At 68.2% G+C, this 16,392-nt stretch carries 12 protein-coding genes; 6 read left to right on the forward strand and 6 right to left on the reverse strand.

The genetic code is table 11. The annotated features are described in order from the left end of the window. The first annotated feature begins 126 nt into the window (after positions 1-126). The 3 genes from DIE13_RS08190 to DIE13_RS08200 are packed head-to-tail and all read left to right on the forward strand — an operon-like array spanning position 127 to position 2,727. Positions 127-1,539 (forward strand): cytochrome ubiquinol oxidase subunit I, encoded by a 1,413-nt coding sequence (locus tag DIE13_RS08190; RefSeq protein ID WP_124826669.1) that lies wholly within the window; start codon positions 127-129, stop codon positions 1,537-1,539. A 29-nt stretch (positions 1,540-1,568) separates the two neighbouring features. After that, positions 1,569-2,576, forward strand: a complete 1,008-nt coding sequence (cydB, locus tag DIE13_RS08195) for a cytochrome d ubiquinol oxidase subunit II (protein ID WP_124826670.1) — start codon at positions 1,569-1,571, stop codon at positions 2,574-2,576. After that, a complete protein-coding gene (locus DIE13_RS08200) occupies positions 2,548-2,727 on the forward strand; it encodes a hypothetical protein (RefSeq protein WP_124826671.1) in 180 nt (59 codons plus the stop codon). Before cydB ends, DIE13_RS08200 begins: the two co-directional genes overlap by 29 nt. Positions 2,728-2,818: 91 nt before the next feature. Here DIE13_RS08200 and DIE13_RS08205 read toward each other — a convergent pair whose 3' ends face one another. Then, positions 2,819-3,493, reverse strand: coding sequence for a hypothetical protein (locus DIE13_RS08205; RefSeq protein ID WP_233410046.1), 675 nt, complete (start codon positions 3,491-3,493; stop codon positions 2,819-2,821). 98 nt (positions 3,494-3,591) lie between these two features. Here DIE13_RS08205 and DIE13_RS08210 point away from each other — a divergent pair, with 98 nt between their 5' ends. Beyond that, a complete protein-coding gene (locus tag DIE13_RS08210) occupies positions 3,592-4,497 on the forward strand; it encodes a LysR substrate-binding domain-containing protein (protein WP_233410047.1) in 906 nt (301 codons plus the stop codon). Positions 4,498-4,532: 35 nt separating this feature from the next. Here DIE13_RS08210 and DIE13_RS08215 read toward each other — a convergent pair whose 3' ends face one another. Together DIE13_RS08215 and DIE13_RS08220 are read right to left on the reverse strand one after the other, a co-directional pair. Further along, positions 4,533-4,727, reverse strand: coding sequence for a YqaE/Pmp3 family membrane protein (locus DIE13_RS08215; protein ID WP_014900862.1), 195 nt, complete (start codon positions 4,725-4,727; stop codon positions 4,533-4,535). Between the two features lie 161 nt (positions 4,728-4,888). Next, positions 4,889-6,565: an alkaline phosphatase family protein gene (locus DIE13_RS08220; protein WP_124826673.1), complete on the reverse strand. Its 1,677-nt coding sequence runs from the start codon at positions 6,563-6,565 to the stop codon at positions 4,889-4,891. Between the two features lie 308 nt (positions 6,566-6,873). Between DIE13_RS08220 and DIE13_RS08225 the strand changes: the two genes are divergently transcribed. After that, entirely contained in the window at positions 6,874-7,095 is a 222-nt protein-coding gene (locus DIE13_RS08225; RefSeq protein ID WP_124826674.1) for a hypothetical protein, read from the forward strand. An 82-nt stretch (positions 7,096-7,177) separates the two neighbouring features. Here DIE13_RS08225 and DIE13_RS08230 read toward each other — a convergent pair whose 3' ends face one another. Both DIE13_RS08230 and DIE13_RS08235 read right to left on the reverse strand, forming a co-directional pair. Continuing rightward, positions 7,178-10,948 (reverse strand): DUF748 domain-containing protein, encoded by a 3,771-nt coding sequence (locus DIE13_RS08230; RefSeq protein ID WP_124826675.1) that lies wholly within the window; start codon positions 10,946-10,948, stop codon positions 7,178-7,180. A 163-nt stretch (positions 10,949-11,111) separates the two neighbouring features. After that, positions 11,112-12,548 (reverse strand): DUF1254 domain-containing protein, encoded by a 1,437-nt coding sequence (locus DIE13_RS08235; protein WP_124826676.1) that lies wholly within the window; start codon positions 12,546-12,548, stop codon positions 11,112-11,114. A 369-nt stretch (positions 12,549-12,917) separates the two neighbouring features. Here DIE13_RS08235 and DIE13_RS08240 point away from each other — a divergent pair, with 369 nt between their 5' ends. After that, entirely contained in the window at positions 12,918-15,704 is a 2,787-nt protein-coding gene (locus tag DIE13_RS08240) for a heavy metal translocating P-type ATPase (RefSeq protein ID WP_124826677.1), read from the forward strand. Between the two features lie 132 nt (positions 15,705-15,836). Here the strand turns inward: DIE13_RS08240 and DIE13_RS08245 are convergent, their stop codons facing one another. Then, the gene (locus tag DIE13_RS08245) at positions 15,837-16,316 is read right to left on the reverse strand and encodes an N-acetyltransferase (RefSeq protein WP_124826678.1); all 480 of its coding nucleotides are present in this window, start codon (positions 16,314-16,316) and stop codon (positions 15,837-15,839) included. Positions 16,317-16,392: the final 76 nt, after the last annotated feature.

Consider the following 16,392-nt stretch of genomic DNA (forward strand, 5'->3'; position numbering starts at 1 on the left):
ATCTGCGACGAGTTGGCACATTTCGCGACGCAACATCGCGATCCATACTCCAGCCAACCCCGATGCCCCGTCGGCCGGGGTCCGACGGCACCCGCCGTCGGGTATCGTCAGCCTCGGTCAACTGGTATGGACACCGCATTTTCGGCCCTCGATCTGGCCCGCCTGCAATTCGCGTTCACCGTCTCCTTTCACATCGTCTTCCCGGCGCTGAGCATCGGTCTCGCCAGCTTCATCGCCGTGCTCGAATATCGCTGGCTGAAGACCGGCAAGCAGTACTACAAGACGCTATGCCTGTTCTGGTCGAAGATCTTCGCGGTCGCGTTCGGGATGGGCGTCGTCTCCGGCGTCGTGATGAGCTATCAGTTCGGCACCAACTGGTCGGGCTTCTCGAGCTTCGCCGGCTCCGTCACCGGCCCGCTGCTGATGTACGAGGTGATGACCGCGTTCTTCCTCGAAGCCGGCTTCCTCGGCATCATGCTGTTCGGCTGGAATCGCGTGAGCCCGCGCGCGCACTTCGGCGCGACGCTGATGGTCGCGATCGGCACGCTGATCTCGACGTTCTGGATCCTCGCGTCGAACAGCTGGATGCAGACGCCGCAGGGCTTCGAGATCGTCGACGGCCGCGTCGTGCCGACCGACTGGTTCGCGATCATCTTCAACCCGTCGTTCCCGTACCGCCTGTTCCACATGGCGATCGCCGCGTTCATCGTCGCCGCGCTGGTGGTGGCAGCGACCGGCGCATGGCACCTGCTGAAGGGCCGCCGCGACAAGGGCGTGAAGAAGATGTTCTCGATGGCGCTGTGGCTGCTGCTCGTGCTCGCGCCGCTGCAGGCCGTGGTCGGCGACCAGCACGGCATCAACACGCTGAAGCACCAGCCCGCGAAGATCGCCGCTATCGAGGGGCTGTGGGACACCGAGAAGGGCGGCACCGCGCTCAACCTGTTCGGCATTCCGGACATGAAGGCGGAAACCACGCGCTACGCGGTGAAGGTGCCGCACCTCGGCAGCCTGATCCTCACGCACAGCTGGGACGGCGAGATCCGCGGGCTGAAGGATTTCCCGCCGCAGGACCGCCCGAACTCGACGATCGTGTTCTGGAGCTTCCGGATCATGGTCGGCCTCGGCTTCGCGATGATCGGCCTGGCCGCGCTCGCGTGGCTGCTGCGCCGCCGCGGCCGCCTGTATGAATCGAAGGGATTCCAGCGCTTCGCGCTCGTGATGGGCCCGACCGGTTTCGTGTCGCTGCTCGCGGGCTGGGTCACGACCGAAGCAGGCCGCCAGCCGTGGGTCGTGTATGGCGTGATGCGCACCGCGCAGGCCGCGTCGCCGCTGTCGGTGCAGCAGGTCAGCCTGTCGATGATGACGTTCGTGATCGTGTACTTCCTCGTGTTCGGCACCGGCGTGTACTACATGCTGAAGCTGATGAAGGCCGGCCCCGCGCTGCCCGATGCGCCGCACGACGATACGCCCGACACGCGCCCCGATCACACCGCGCGCCGTCCGATGTCGGCCGTCGACGAGCTGATCGAGACCGTCTGAGCCCACCCATTCCGCATACGAGAAAACCTATGGACGTCACCGTAATCTGGGCCGCGATCATCGCACTGGGGCTCTTCATGTACGTCGTGCTCGACGGCTTCGACCTCGGCATCGGCATCGTCTTCCCGTGCTTCCCGGACGAGAAGGAACGCGACCTGATGATGAACACCGTCGCGCCGGTGTGGGACGGCAACGAAACGTGGCTCGTGCTGGGCGGCGCCGGACTGTACGCCGTGTTCCCGATCGTCTATTCGACGGTGCTGTCGGCGCTGTACCTGCCGCTGATCTTCATGCTCGTGTGCCTGATCTTCCGCGGCGTGTCGTTCGAGATCCGCGCGAAGGCGCGCCGAACGAAACAGCTGTGGGATCTCGCGTTCATCGGCGGCTCGGCCGGTGCGACGCTGTTCCAGGGAATCGCGCTCGGCGCGTTCCTGCAGGGCATCGACGTGAAGAACGGCGTGTACGCCGGCGGCGCGTTCGACTGGCTCACGCCGTTCAGCCTGCTGACGGGCCTCGGCCTGATCGTCACGTATGCGCTGCTCGGCTGCTGCTGGCTCGTCGCGAAGACCGAAGGCGACGTGCAGCGCCGCCTGCATCGCGTGGTGTGGCCGCTGACGGTCGTGCTGCTCGGCTTCATCGCGGTGATCAGCCTGTGGACGCCGCTGCAGGATCCGGCCATCGCGCAGCGCTGGTTCGATTCAGGGCTGTTCTGGCGCCTGCTGCCGGTGCCGTTCCTGGTCGCCGGGTGCGCGGTGTGGATGCGCCGGGCGGTGCGCGACCGGCACGACATGACGCCGTTCGTGCTCGCGCTGGCGCTCGTGCTGCTCGGTTACGTCGGCCTGCTCGTCACGCTGTTCCCGTATGCGATTCCGCAGACGATGACGATCTGGGAAGCGGCCGCGCCGCGTTCGAGCCAGACCTTCACGCTGGTCGGCGCAGCGGTTATCCTCCCGATCATCATCGCCTACACGACGATGGGTTACTGGGTATTCCGAGGCAAGGTGCGCCATGAAGACCAGCATTACTACCACCACTGATTCCACCGCCGGCCAGCCCGGCGCCCCGCGCCCGAAAATGCGCGGCTGGATGTGGTTCATCGTCCTGTGGGCGGGCGGCGTGCTCGGCGCCGTCACGCTCGGCTATGCGTTCAAGATCTTCATGAACCTGACGCTGTTTGCGGTGAAGTAGGCCGCGCGCCACGCCCGACGGCAATCGTTCGCCGCCGGGTGGCCGCCCCGGCCCTCCCTCCACGCTCCCCGCCACGGCGCATGCGCGCCTGTCATTGCGTGCACGACGTCGTGCACAGCACCTTGTCCAGTTCGCCGAAGTAGGTCCGGTAGTAGTCGGGCTCGACGACGGTCTTCGTGCGCGAATCGCCTGCGCTGTCCCACACCGTGCGATCGAACCGCGCCCGAACGATCGCGCCGCGCGCATCGCGCGCCGGGCGGACCGTCACGACCGCCGCCACGCGCTCGTGATCGGGCTTCGCCGGCAGCCATCCGGCACGCGTCTTCAGCGCGCCGCGCAGCAGTTGCCGCCACTTCGGAATCAGCGTGTCGCTGCGTCCGCCTTCGATCAGCCCCGCATCGCGATCGACCGTCACCGGCGCATAGCCCTGCGCGCGCAGCACGCCCGCTGCCGCGTCGAGCGCGCGCGCCTGCGTCGCACCCGCATAGCGGCGATCCGTCATCATGCGCAGCGTCTGCTGTTCGCTGTCCGTCAGGTCGATTTCGGTCTGGCTGGAACTGTAGCGCACCAGCGATCCGCCGCTGCCGGTCTGGCGCTCTTCGGGCGGCTGCTGCGCGCAGCCGGCCAGCATCGCGACCAGGCTCGCGGCAGCGAGCGCCCGCGTGCCGCGTCGGCACGCGAATGCACACTGCATGCGATACGGCGTCGCGCCGCACAAGTCGTCACGTCCGGGTTCCAGCACATCGCGCGGCGCTATGATCGTCATCGGGTCATTCTCCTGTCGGCGCCATGATAGGGATGCGCCCCGAACGAGACAAACGACATTTTTTGACCCACTGTGTAGCTTTTCTTCGCGATCATCCGATGCGCCGCTTGCCGCCCCTGAACGCGCTGCGCAGCTTCGAAGCTGCCGGCCGCCTGCAAAGCCTCACCCTCGCCGCCGAGGAACTGAACGTGACCCAGAGCGCGATCGCGCAGCAGATCCGCGTGCTCGAATCGTTCTTCGGGCAGAAGCTGTTCGAACGCGACGGGCGTTCGCTGCGGCTCACGCCGCGCGCACGGCATTACCTCGTCGACGTCGCGGGGTGCCTCGCGCGGCTCGCGCAGGCGACCGGGCAAATGTTCGAACCGATGGACGGCCGGCCGGTCCGGATCAATGCATCCGTGTCGTTCTCGCATGGATGGTTGCTGCCGCAACTGGCGTTGTTCCATGCCGCGCATCCGGACATCGACGTGCAACTCGTCACGAGCGCCGACGCCGAGCACGATCGCATCGACGAAACGTGCGACGTCGTGATCCGCCGCTACACACCGGAGCTGCGCCGCAAGGGCTTCGTGTCGCGCCCGCTGCTCTCGACCGTCGCGGTGCCCGTGTGCGCGCCCGGCCACCCGGTGCTCGAACAGGCGCGCGCGCCGGCAGACCTGCGCAGCGCCCCGCTGCTCCATTACGCGGGGCTGCCGCAGGCGTGGCAGTACTGGTTCCACCGGGCCGGCAGCGACGTCACCGAAACGCTGCGCGGGCCGTTCTATCGCGAGTTCTTTCTGATGGTCAAGGCAGCCGCGAGCGGGCTCGGCGTATGCCTCGCGCCGCGGGCGGTCATTCGCGACGATCTCGCGAACGGCCGGCTCGTCGCGCTGTTTCCGGAAGTGCACCTCGAAGGGCCGCCGTTTCATTGCCTGTCGCGCGACGACGGCCATCCCGCGCTGCGCACGTTCGTCGACTGGCTGTTCGCGCGGGCCGAGGCGCTCGAAGGGCCGCCGCCGCAGTAGCCGGCGGCAGGAGGTGTCGCCTGCCGCCGCCGGTGTCAGCGCCGCTCGCGCAGCGCCGCTTCGATCTTGCGATCGGTCTTGTACTGGCTCAGCGCATACACCGACCAGATCGCGGCCGGCAGCCAGCCGATGATCGTGAGTTGCAGGATCAGGCAGATGATCCCGGCGATCGGCCGGCCGATCGTGAAGAACTGGAACCACGGCAACAGCAAGGCGAGCAGCAGGCGCATGAACGATCCTCTCGGTGCGTCGTTGAACGGGTGACACGTGGCGAATATGCCGGCGCACGCGCCCGAATTCAACCCGTGCCCCGGCAGCGCGGCGCCGTCACCCGCCCGGCCCCGCCCGCGCCCGCGTCATGCCTCGGGCGCGACCCTCCCGTTCCCTGCGCTCAACGCTCGATACCGAGCCCCGGCAGCACGCGCGTGTTCTCGGCCACCACCGCGTTCAGCAGACGCGGTTCGGCGCCGAGCAGCCCGAGGATCGTCGGCGCGACCTGCTTCGTGCCGACGACGTCGGTTACGGTACGCGCGCGGTGCAGCCCCGGATACGACACGAGCAGGCCGAGGTGGCTGTCGTCCGGCGCGTTGCCGCCGTGCTCCTCGTCCTTCGTCTTGCTCGACGTGTAGATAACACCAGGATTCGGCTGGACGATGATGTCCGGCGTGCGGCCGTTGGCCGGATCGCCGAAGCGCTCGGCCAGCGCCGCGCCGTACAGGATGTAGGCCTGCGAGCCGTCCGCGCAGATCCCCGGCGCGTTGCAGCTCAGGTTCGCCTTCAGCGTCTGCACCACGGCCGTGCGCTGGTTGCGCTCGCGCAGCCAGATCAGGCCGACGTCGTCGGTCTGCACGAAGCCCGTGTCGACGAGGCCGGAGCCGTCGTTCAGGTTGCCCGTCTTCGTGTTGTTCTGGCCGAAGTTGCCGTTCGGGTCGAGGTAGTTGTTCGCCTCGAGCAGCTTCGTCAGCGTGTCGCCGTTCTTCACGAGCTTCGTGTGATCGGTCGGCGACTGGCCATGCTTCGACGTGACGATCACGGCCGTCGACGAATACAGGTTGGCCTGCTTCAGCGCCGCGACGATACGGCCGATCGAGTTGTCGACATAGGTGATCGCGTTGGCGACCTGCCCGTTCGGCGTGAAGTTCGCGTCGAGATAGCCGCCGCCCGTCGCGACCGTCGCCTTCTGCGCGACGCTGAGCGTCTGGAAGTCGGCGCCGAACAGCGTCGGCACCGGCGCGCTCTTCGTGCCCGTCGAATCGCGACCGTCGATCTGGTTGATCAGCGCCTGCACGTGCAGGTTGTCGAAGCGCGCGGTGTGCGAATAGACGTCCGTGTAGTTCGTGCCGGTGGCCGGGTCGATCGAGTTGATCTCGGTGCGCGCGAGATCGTCGACGCCGGTGCCCGACGGCCCGTTCAGCCAGTCATAGCCCCATGCGTGCTTGTCGGCCCACGCGGTGTACGCGTTCGGGATGCCGGCCTTCACGGCCTCGAACACCGTATTGGTCTTCACGTAGTTGTGCGGATAGACCGGCACGCACTTGCCGTTGACCTTCGCGTTCGGGATCGCCTGCGGGTTGAACGCACCGCCGCCGTCGAGGTGGACGAGCGCGCCGCCGTTCTCGGCATCGATGCCCGTCGTCTCGTCGAACACGACGTTCCAGCCCTGCTTGCCCGAACACGTCGTGTCGCTCGGCGCGTACAGGTTGCGGTCGTACGACACGTCGTAGAACAGGCCGGCCGTCTTCGGCGAGCCACCCGTCACGAGCGCCGCGAGCCCCGGGAACGAATCGGACAGACCGGGCGTATACGCGTTCGTGTACGTGACGCCGCTTTGCGCGAGCACCGCGATGTTCGGACACGTGTTCGCGCCGATGCAGCGCGCGAGATCCTGCTCGTGCAGGCCGTCGATGCTGAGCAGCAACACGTGCTTCACGACGCGCCGGCCGCGGCCAGCGTCGTTGCCCTGACCGTTGCCGTCCTGCTGCGCCGCGTAGGCGCCCGCGCTTGCGAGCGCCAGCGCGCCCGCCACCATTGCCGCAACCTTCCGCTGCTTACCAAGGAAAGACATCATCACCCCACCTCATCGATTGACGTTGAATTGCGTGCCCTGCCATCAGGCGCGCAAAATATCGCCGCGCCGTGGGGCGCTCGCATGAAGCGGGGCTTTCTGTTTTCTATCAAACGTAACCAATCGCAAGCGACGCGAAGCCGTCGCGAAGCAAGGTGACCTGGCGCACGCTGCGACGTGCGCGCCCGACACCCGCACCGGGCCGGGCCGGTGCACCGTGCGGGCAGCGGCCCCGCCGCGAGATTTTTTTTCGGGGTTGGCGCGGAACTATTGGCGTGCGATAAAGGGTTTTCCCTGACCCGGAGCCGAGTATGTCGACCCTGGAAGCGCTACGGTTCGTGCTGGACGATGCACGCACCCCGGAAATCATTCGCCATCACGTCGTCGACGCGCTGCAGTACGCGTTGCGCAACCACGGATCCGTGTTCACGGCAAAGGAAGTCGAATGGCTCGCGCAGTGGGACGATGCCCGGCTGCCGCTGGCCGCGAGGAAGGAACTGGACAAGCGCGAACCGGCGATTGCCGTGCGCTGAAACGAAACGCGCCGCCGCGCCCGCTCGATGTGCGGACGCGGCGGCGGCGAAGGGTGGATGGCGGGGTAGTACCGCGCGCGGCTTACTGGAGCCCGAAATCGACGCGCGTCGTCGCACCCTTGTCGTCGATGCCCTTCGCGTCGAGCTTCGGCGCCACGATGAACATGCGGCTCGCATCGATCTTGCCGTCGAGGTACTGACGCACGGCCTCCGCGCGCTGCTGCGCGAGCGCGCGCAGCGCGTTGTCGTCGGCCGGTGCGTGATCGGCAAGCGCCTTCTTCATGTCCGCATCGGGCAGCGTCTTCTGCATGCCGATCAGGTTGCGCGGCTTCTTGAAGTCGGCGGCCTTGTACGCGCGCGTCAGGTACTTGGTGTACTCGGACGGATCGACCTTCACCGACATCGGATCGACGCTCTCGCCCTGGCCGACCACGTCCTTCAGCTTCTGCTGGCGCACCAGGCGATCGACGTACGCTTCGCGCAGCCCCGGCGTGTCCTTCGCCGGATCGACGCGGCCGATCAGGTCCAGCCGGATCGACGGCTTCTCGGTCAGCATCTTCACGACGGTGTCGAGCTTCTTCTGCTGTGCATCGGCCAACTCGTACGAGCCCGGTGCGAACTCGACGTAGCCGAGATCCGCACCGCCGCTGCCGAACGCATTCGCGAGCAGCGTGAACGGCGACGTGACGGCCTTCGCGATCAGGTTCAGCACCGCGTGCCAGATGAGGCCGCCGACGCTGAACTCCGGATTCGACAGCGAGCCCGACACCGGCAGGTTCACGTCGATCTGGCCGCGCGTGTTCTTCAGCAGCGAGATCGCGAGCTTCACCGGCAGCTTGGTCGCCGTGTCGTTGTCGATGTGATCGCCGAACGTGAGCTGGTCGATGAAGATGTGGTTGTTCGCCGACAACTGGTCGTTCGCGAGTTGGTAATGCAGATCGACGTTGAGCTTGCCCTTCGTGATCGGATAGCCGGCGTACTTCGCGGAATACGGCGTCAGGTTGGTCAGCTCGATGTCGTGCGCGGTCGCCGTCAGGTCCAGCGCCGGCTTCTCGATCAGCGGGTTCACCGAGCCCTTGATCGAAATCGGCCCGTTACCTGAAAGGTTCGCGGCGACATCGACCGGCGCGGACGTCGTCGAGTCCGTGCCGAACGCGCCGACCGTGCCCTTGATCGCAACGAGGTTCGCCGTGTAGTTCGGCTTGATGAAGTTGTCGGTGTAGGTCACGCGGCCGTTCTGCAGCACGAGCTGGCCGAAATGCATGCGCACCGGGTTCTGCGGCGGCGTCGCGGCCTTCACGACCGCCGTTGCCGACGCGGCCTGGGTGGCCGCCGGCGGCGTCATGCCCGGCGACAGCGGCACCGGTTCGGTCTTGCTCGCATCACGCGTGAGCGACTGCGCCGGGCCCGACTGCTGCGCGACGACGTCCTTCAGGTTCAGGCGCCCCTGCGCATCGAGCAGCACGCGGCCGTAGAAGTTCGAGAACGTCACGCGCGCCGCGTCGACGTCGGTGCCCTTCTCGTCGTAGCGCACCTTCAGGCTCGACAGCGCGAGCGAGCGCCAGCCCGCGAACGGATCGGAGGTCGCCTTGTCGAGCATCCGCACGTCGACCAGCGCGACGTCGCCGCGATAGGTCGCGCGCGGCGCGTCCTTCACCTGCGCGAACGTCAGGTTGCCCTGCGCGTCGAGCAGCGCGCTCGCGATGGTCGCGTTCAGCGCGCTGCCGAAGTACGGCTCGAACGCGGCCGCGTCGAGGCGGTTGCCGTTGATCTTCAGGCCGAGCTTCAGCGGCTGCGCGGTCACGTCGCCCGACACGTTCAGCGAACCCTTGCGGTTCAGCGTCGCCTTCAACTGCACCGGCAGCGGCTTCGTCATGTCGTCGCTGATCTTCTGCACCGACAGGTCGAGCGGCTTGATCGCGAGCTTCACCGGGCGCGGCGTCGACAGGTCCGTGAAGTTCGCGGACGAATCCTTCACGTTCAGCGCGTCGATCCGGTAATGCCAGGACGGCGCGGCCGCCTCGGCCTTGCGCGCGACCGTGCGCTTGGGCACCGACGCCTGCGCGGGTTCGGCCAGCGCCGCGAGATCGATCTTGCCGTCCTTCAGGCGCTTCACGTCGAGCCCGAGCCCGGTCGCATCCACGCTCGCGATTTCCGCGCTGCGCGCGGCGACGTCGATCTTCGCGATCGTCGCGGTCGCATCCGATAGCGCGATCGCGGGCGCCTTCGCGTCCGGCGTCGCGAGCTTCAGCGACTTCAGGCTCACCGTGCTGTCGGCGACCTGCGCGTCGAGCGGCGTCTTGCCCCAGTCGGCCTTCGCGTTGACGCTCGCGCCGAGCGTGCCGTCGAGCACGCGTGCACGGGTCGCCTCGCCGAGGTAGGGCTGGAACGCCGGCAGCGCGAGCGCATCGATCGTCAGCTTCGTGTCGGCCTGCTTCGCCGCCAGGTCGAGCGCGCCTTCGGCCTTCACGTCGCCGCCGTGCGACAGCGACGTCGACAGCGTGTACTTCGCGGGCGTCTTGCCCTGCAGCGTGAAGCCGTCGAGCGTCGCGGCAAGCCTGGTCAGCGACATCGCGGTCGGCGTCGCCGGCACGCGGTCGTCGACGTTGATCGTGCCGCCGTCGATCGCGAAATGGCGGATCGTGAGATCCAGCGGCGGCGCTTCCTTCGCGGCGGCTTCGGCCTTCGCGCCGCTTGCCGCATCGGCGACAGCAGCGGTGGTGGCGCCCGATGCAGCCGATGCAGCCGATGCAGCCGGCTTGGCCGCGGCGGCCTTCGGCGCGGCAGCAGGCTGCCCGGCGAGCTTCTCGACGTTCAGCACGCCCTGCTTGTCGCGCGACAGGTCGACGACCGGCTGGTCGATCCGGATCTCGTCGAAATGCAGCACGTTGCGCAGCGGCTCGAGGCCGGCCGCCGCGACGTGCACGCCGCGCGCGGCGAACAGCGGCTCGGAAGCCGGGCCGGTGACCTTCGCGTCGTTCAGGTCGACGGTGCCCGACACGCGCAGCGCGGGCGAATCGCCGCTCATCACGAAATTCAGCGTGAGGTCGCTGCTCAGCAGGCCGCTCGTCACGATCACCGGCAGCTTCGACGGCGCGTACGAAATCAGCTTCGGCACGTCGAGCCGGTCGAACTTCAGCGCGACTTCGGATTCGCGCGACTGCGCGAACGGCTTGGTCTTGCCGTCGATCGCGATCGGACTGCCGTCGAACCGCGCGCGCAGCTTCGGCTGCACGAAGATGTCGGTCTTCGACGGCAGCGTCGCGATGAACGGAATCCCGAGCGTCCAGTTGTCGACCACGTGCTTTTCTTTCAGCAGACGATCGTCGAAGTCGATCCGGCCATCGTTGACCTGGATGTTCGATACCGAGAAATGCGTAGGCTTGCTGTCGGGTTTGGACGGCGTCGAGAACTTCTCGATCAGGTCGGTGAAGTTGAAGCGCTGTGCGTCGTAGCGGACGATATGAAAGCGCGGCGAGTCGACCCGCACTTCGTTGACGATCGGCGCGCCGCGGAACAGCGACGACCACGACGGCCGCACGACGAGCTTGCCGATGTCGATGAAGTCGCCCTGGCCGCCGCGCTCGCCGATATGGATGCCGTCGGCTTCGAGGTTCAGCGTGTACGGGTTCAGTGCGATGCGCTGGACGGTGGCCGGCCGGTCGAGCTGCTGGCTCAGTTGCTGTTCGGCGATGTGCCGGATCAGCGGCGGCGCCGCGAAGAACCCGAGCAGTCCGAACAAAACGAGGAAGATCAGCACGCCGAGGCCGATACGCCGGGTCCGGCGCGAGCGTGCAATGCCGCCGAGGGCATGGAGAGTCGAGGGTACGGTTTCTTTGTCTGCGCTTGCCATGCTTGGATGCCTCGGGAATGGATGCCGGGCCGCCCCGGAAACCGGCACGGCCGCGCACGCTATCCCGAAAGTATAGGCTCAGGTGGTGACGGAACGGCGGATGGGCGCGGCCGCCGCGCCCGCCGTTCGGACAGCGGCGGCCGTCATCCGTTCATTTCGGACGTTATTTCCGAACGACGACGGGCGGCATCCACGATCCGTCGCTCGCCTGCGGCTTCGGTGCGTACAGCCGCAGCGCGAGCGTGAATTCGGTGCGCGGCGCAGGCAGCCAGTTGGCGCCGTGCGCGCCGCCCGGCGAGCCCGACACGACCACGTCGATCGAGCCGTCGTGGTTGCGGCGCAGGCGGTCGCGATCGCCGAGCGAGCGGCGCGCCGACCCGACGTCGGGCAGCGCGCCGCCGGCCGTGTACGGCGTAAGCGTCCAGAATCCGCGCACCGGCGGCAGCGCGCCCGGTGCGAAATGCAGCACGTAGCGGTTCGCGCCGTTCAGCGGATGGCCGTCGCTGTCGACGCGCACGAGCGCGAGCGTCTCGTCGTCGCGCGTCGCGGTGCCGAACTGCGTATAGGCCGCATAGGCGCGCAGCGCGTAATCCTGGCCGTACTTGCCTGCCGTGTCGCCGATCCAGCTCCAGCCGTTCGCGTTCAGCAGGTTCGGCGGCGCCGCCGCGAGCCGCGCGCGCGCTTCTGCGACGCCGGCCGTCGCGGCGTTCAGGCGGTCGCCCGTCCACAGCACCGGGTAGCCGGCCGACACGCCGATGTCGTTCAGCAGTTCCTGCGCATGCGCATCGTCGGCCGGGGCCGGATTGTCCTGCAGCGCCTGCGCGAAACGCGCAAAGAACGCCTTCGGATCGAGCGCGGCCACCTGCTCGGCCGGCGTGCCGCCGCTCGCGGCCTCCGACGGCGCGCTGCCCGCATGGACCGCGACCGACGCGCCGCGCGCGGCGCCTGTATAGACGGACAGCGGCACCACGCGAATCGCGCGCTGCAGCTTCTTCACGTTGGTCAGGTCGCGGCCGCCGCTCGTCTGGAGCCGCACTTCGAGCCACGCGTTGGCCGACGGCACGTCGATGCGCACGGCGCCCTTCGGCAGCGTGCCCTGCCAGTCCTTCGCCGCAAAGGCAATCGTTTGCGATCGCGCGCCGCCGCGAGCCGCACGGGCCGCCACGCTCGACGACGACCACAACACGTTCGTCCACATGTCGAGCGCGCGGGCATCCCAATAGCGGCCGCGGGTGTCTGGCAGCGTGACGATCACAGGCTCGGCGCCGACGTCGAGCCAGCCGGTCGAGTCGAGCGTGTCGACGCCCGGCAGCGGCGGGTTCGGCGCGCCGACCGGCGGCAATGCCTGTGCATGACGCAACGTATTGAGCGGCGCCTGACCCGGCTGCGCGCCGTCGCCGCCCGTCGCGGCCTCCTTCGCGACATCCATCAGCACGAGCGGATAGGCATACACATAGGAGTCGGCTACTTCCGCGCGCATCCAGCCGGTTTTACGCTGGATCGCATCGGGTTGCGACGCGCACCCCGTCAGCAGCGCCGCCATGACCAGCGACGCACCTGCGCGTCGCAGAGAAATTGATTCTCGTAGGTTTTCAATCATTGATTACTGGCCGAATATCGTTCTTTTCAGTCAACGCCTTGTGCGACGCGCGATCGGCGAAGGCAAGGCACCCCAGCTTGCCGATCGCCGCTTTGCGACGGCGGGCGCTGATGTCAGGCCGGTATCATAGCGCCTAAGGGCATCCCCCAATATGCCGAATAACCGGCGGAGCGGTAGCCGGCCGTCGTCAGCCGGAAGTTCCGTCGATCCGGCGTCCCGATCGGGGCGCGTCAGCGATCGGTGCGGGCCGACAGGCGCGGCAGAAGCCCGTCCGTGCGTCGGATCGTCGCCGGCGCTTGACCTTCCCATGATGGGAATGTTGATACTGGGATCATTCGCGGCACGAACCGCGCTTTTGGGGAATCCGACATGACTGAATCACTCGCGTCCGCGGCGCTGCAAACGATCGAACTGAGCGTCGACGGCATGCATTGCGGCGGCTGCACGGGCCGCGTGCAGCGTGCACTGGCTGCCGTGCCGGGCGTCGTCGAGGCCGCGGTCGATCTCGATGGGCATGCCGCGACGGCGACTGTGCAGGACACGGTCGAGCCGGCGCAGCTCGTCGAGGCGATCAGCGCGGCGGGATATCGTGCGACGGTGCGCGAGCGGGTTGGCGAGTCGGCTGGGGCGTCGCATGCGCCGGTCGTTGTGACGGCGGAGCTCGACATCGACGGGATGACCTGCGCATCGTGCGTGTCGCGCGTCGAAAAGGCTTTGGCGAAGGTGCCGGGGGTCACCCGTGCGACGGTCAATCTGGCGACCGAGCGTGCCACCATCGACGCCGCACCCGGCGTTTCCACATCGCAGTTGGTGGATGCCGTCACGCAAGCCGGCTACGGCGCGACGCCGGTCGCAGCCGCCCCACCGCCTGCTTCCGCTTCATCGCCTGCCTCGGCCGATCTCGAATTCGACATCGGCGGCATGACGTGCGCCTCCTGCGCCGGCCGCGTCGAGAAAGCGCTGGCCGCTGTCCCGGGTGTCGCGCGCGCGTCGGTCAATCTCGCGACCGAACGCGCGTCGGTGCATGGCGCCGGCCCGCTCGACACCGCGACGCTGATCGCGGCGGTCACGAGGGCCGGCTACCAGGCATCGCTTGCCGCCGCGCCGGAAGCCGTTGCGGCAGCCGGCGCGGACACCGATTCACGCGCCGCCGCCCCGGCGCAAACCACGGACGCCCGCAAGCGCCGCGAAGCAATCCGCGAACGCAACCTCGTGATCGGCTCGGCCGTGCTGAGCGCGCCACTCGTCGTGCCGATGCTCGTCGCGCCGCTCGGCATCGACGCGATGCTGCCCGGCTGGCTCCAGCTCGTACTCGCGTCGATCGTCCAGTTCGGCTTCGGCGCACGCTTCTACCGCGCGGCCTGGCACGCGGTGAAGGCGCGTGCGGGCAACATGGACCTGCTCGTCGTGCTCGGCACATCGGCCGCATTCGGCCTGAGCCTGTGGATGCTGTTGCGCGACCCCGCGGATCCCGGTCACCTGTATTTCGAGGCATCGGCCGTCATCGTCACGCTGGTGCGCTTCGGCAAATGGCTCGAAGCGCGCGCGAAACGCCAGACGACCGAAGCGATCCGCGCGCTGAACGCGCTGCGCCCCGACCGCGCGCGCGTCGTCGAGCACGGCGTCGAACGCGACGTGCCGCTCGCGCAGGTGCGCGTCGGCACGACGGTCGGCATTCGCCCCGGCGAGCGCGTGCCCGTCGACGGCCGGATCGTGTCGGGCCGCTCGCACGTCGACGAATCGCTGATCACCGGCGAAAGCATGCCGGTGCCGAAGGACGACGGCGATCCGGTGACGGCCGGTTCGATCAATGGCGAAGGCGCGCTCGTGGTCGAAACCACCGCGATCGGCGCGGAAACGACGCTCGCGCGCATCATCCGGCTCGTCGAATCCGCGCAGGCGGAAAAGGCGCCGATCCAGCGGCTCGTCGATCGCGTCAGCGAAGTGTTCGTGCCGGCGATCCTCGGCATTGCGGTGCTGACGCTGATCGGCTGGCTGATCGCCGGCGCCGGCACCGAAACGGCGATCCTCAACGCGGTGGCGGTGCTCGTCATCGCGTGCCCGTGCGCGCTCGGCCTCGCGACGCCCGCCGCGATCATGGCCGGCACCGGCGTCGCGGCGCGCCACGGCGTGCTGATCAAGGATGCGCAGGCGCTCGAACTCGCCCAGCGCACCACCGTGATCGCATTCGACAAGACCGGCACGCTGACCGAAGGCAAGCCATCCGTGACGGCGTTCGAAGCCGTCGGCGTCCCGCGCGAACAGGCGCTCGCTATCGCCGCGGCGGTTCAGCGGCACAGCGATCACCCGCTCGCGCGCGCGGTGGTTGCCGCGCACGATGCGGATGCCGCGGCACGACGCGGCGCGACGGGTTCGACCGACGCCCCCGTCGCGGCCGATGCGCGCGCGGTGGCCGGACGCGGCGTCGAAGCACGCGTGAACGGACAACTGCTCGCGCTCGGCAGCACGCGCTGGCGCGACGAACTCGGCATCGTCGCGCCGCCCGCACTCGACACCCGGGCCGGGGAGCTCGAACGGGCGGGCAACACCATTTCGTGGCTGATGCGCGCCGACGCGCCGCGTGCGCTGCTCGCACTGATCGCGTTCGGCGACACCGTGAAGCCCGGCGCGCGCGACGCGATCGCGGCACTGTCGGCGCGCGGCATCGCGAGCGCGCTCGTGACGGGCGACAACCGCGGCAGCGCGGCGGCCGTCGCGGCGGCGCTCGGGATCGACGAAGTGCATGCGCAGGTGCTGCCCGACGACAAGGCGCGCGTGGTCGCGGAACTGAAGCGCACGCATGGCGGAATCGTCGCGATGGTCGGCGACGGGATCAACGACGCCCCCGCGCTCGCCGCGGCCGACGTCGGCATCGCGATGGCGACCGGCACCGACGTCGCGATGCATACAGCCGGCATCACGCTGATGCGCGGCGATCCGGCGCTCGTCGCCGACGCGATCGACATCTCGAAGCGAACCTACCGGAAGATCCAGCAGAACCTGTTCTGGGCGTTCGTCTACAACCTGATCGGTGTGCCGCTCGCGGCGCTCGGCTGGCTGAACCCTGTGATCGCGGGGGCGGCGATGGCGTTTTCCAGCGTCAGCGTCGTGACGAACGCGTTGCTGTTGCGCAGATGGAAGGGGCGCGCGCGATGAGGTAGCGCGGTACGAAAGCGGGCGGGATTCACCGGTTTCGACGAATCCAGCGCGTGCCTCCGTCACGCACGCGCGATCGTGAAATCGTATCGAACCGCAAACGGTGCGCCTGCAGTGTTCGAATCGTCGTCGCTAGCCCGACACGACCGGCTTGATCAGTGTCGTCGTGATCGGCGCAAAACCGCACGCCCGATAGAGCGCGCGGGCGGCCGCGTTGTGATTGAACACCGACAGCCCGATCTCCGTGACGCCATGGGCGCGCGCTTGTGCCTCGAGCGCATCGAGCGCGCGCGTCGCCCAGCCCTGGCGGCGCCGGGACGGAACGATATCGAGGTCGTAGATGAACAGCGTGCGGTTCGGCCCTTCGGGCACGATCGCGTACCAGAGGTCGCCGACGGTGTCGCCGCTGACAGCGTCGATCAGCTGGACGAGCGTCTGGCCGGAGGTGAGCAGACCGTCCGGCAGCAGCGTGTCGAAGCAGGCTCGAGCGCGGGCCGCCGCGTCGTCGGTCGCGTTCTGCCCGGACGACACGAGATCGCGCGCGTAGCCGTCGATGGCGCGCGTGCGGTATGCGTGGAATTCGCCGGCCGTCATCGGCCGCATCTGCAGCATGGCCCGGGGGTCGCGAGGTCAATCGAACTTCCAGTGTAGCGGGACGATCGCACCCGTGCGCGATGCCGATCGCGAC

Origin of the sequence: Burkholderia sp. Bp9016, assembly GCF_003857765.1 — a bacterium.
Lineage (GTDB): Bacteria > Pseudomonadota > Gammaproteobacteria > Burkholderiales > Burkholderiaceae > Burkholderia.

What these genes read in the sequence shown, in the direction of transcription:
- DIE13_RS08190 (WP_124826669.1), top strand. Translation starts at nt 127, where the DNA reads ATGGACACCGCATTTTCGGCCCTCGATCTGGCCCGCCTGCAATTCGCG.
- cydB (WP_124826670.1), top strand. Translation starts at nt 1,569, where the DNA reads ATGGACGTCACCGTAATCTGGGCCGCGATCATCGCACTGGGGCTCTTC.
- DIE13_RS08200 (WP_124826671.1), top strand. Translation starts at nt 2,548, where the DNA reads ATGAAGACCAGCATTACTACCACCACTGATTCCACCGCCGGCCAGCCC.
- DIE13_RS08205 (WP_233410046.1), bottom strand. Translation starts at nt 3,493, where the DNA reads ATGACGATCATAGCGCCGCGCGATGTGCTGGAACCCGGACGTGACGAC.
- DIE13_RS08210 (WP_233410047.1), top strand. Translation starts at nt 3,592, where the DNA reads ATGCGCCGCTTGCCGCCCCTGAACGCGCTGCGCAGCTTCGAAGCTGCC.
- DIE13_RS08215 (WP_014900862.1), bottom strand. Translation starts at nt 4,727, where the DNA reads ATGCGCCTGCTGCTCGCCTTGCTGTTGCCGTGGTTCCAGTTCTTCACG.
- DIE13_RS08220 (WP_124826673.1), bottom strand. Translation starts at nt 6,565, where the DNA reads ATGATGTCTTTCCTTGGTAAGCAGCGGAAGGTTGCGGCAATGGTGGCG.
- DIE13_RS08225 (WP_124826674.1), top strand. Translation starts at nt 6,874, where the DNA reads ATGTCGACCCTGGAAGCGCTACGGTTCGTGCTGGACGATGCACGCACC.
- DIE13_RS08230 (WP_124826675.1), bottom strand. Translation starts at nt 10,948, where the DNA reads ATGGCAAGCGCAGACAAAGAAACCGTACCCTCGACTCTCCATGCCCTC.
- DIE13_RS08235 (WP_124826676.1), bottom strand. Translation starts at nt 12,548, where the DNA reads ATGATTGAAAACCTACGAGAATCAATTTCTCTGCGACGCGCAGGTGCG.
- DIE13_RS08240 (WP_124826677.1), top strand. Translation starts at nt 12,918, where the DNA reads ATGACTGAATCACTCGCGTCCGCGGCGCTGCAAACGATCGAACTGAGC.
- DIE13_RS08245 (WP_124826678.1), bottom strand. Translation starts at nt 16,316, where the DNA reads ATGCTGCAGATGCGGCCGATGACGGCCGGCGAATTCCACGCATACCGC.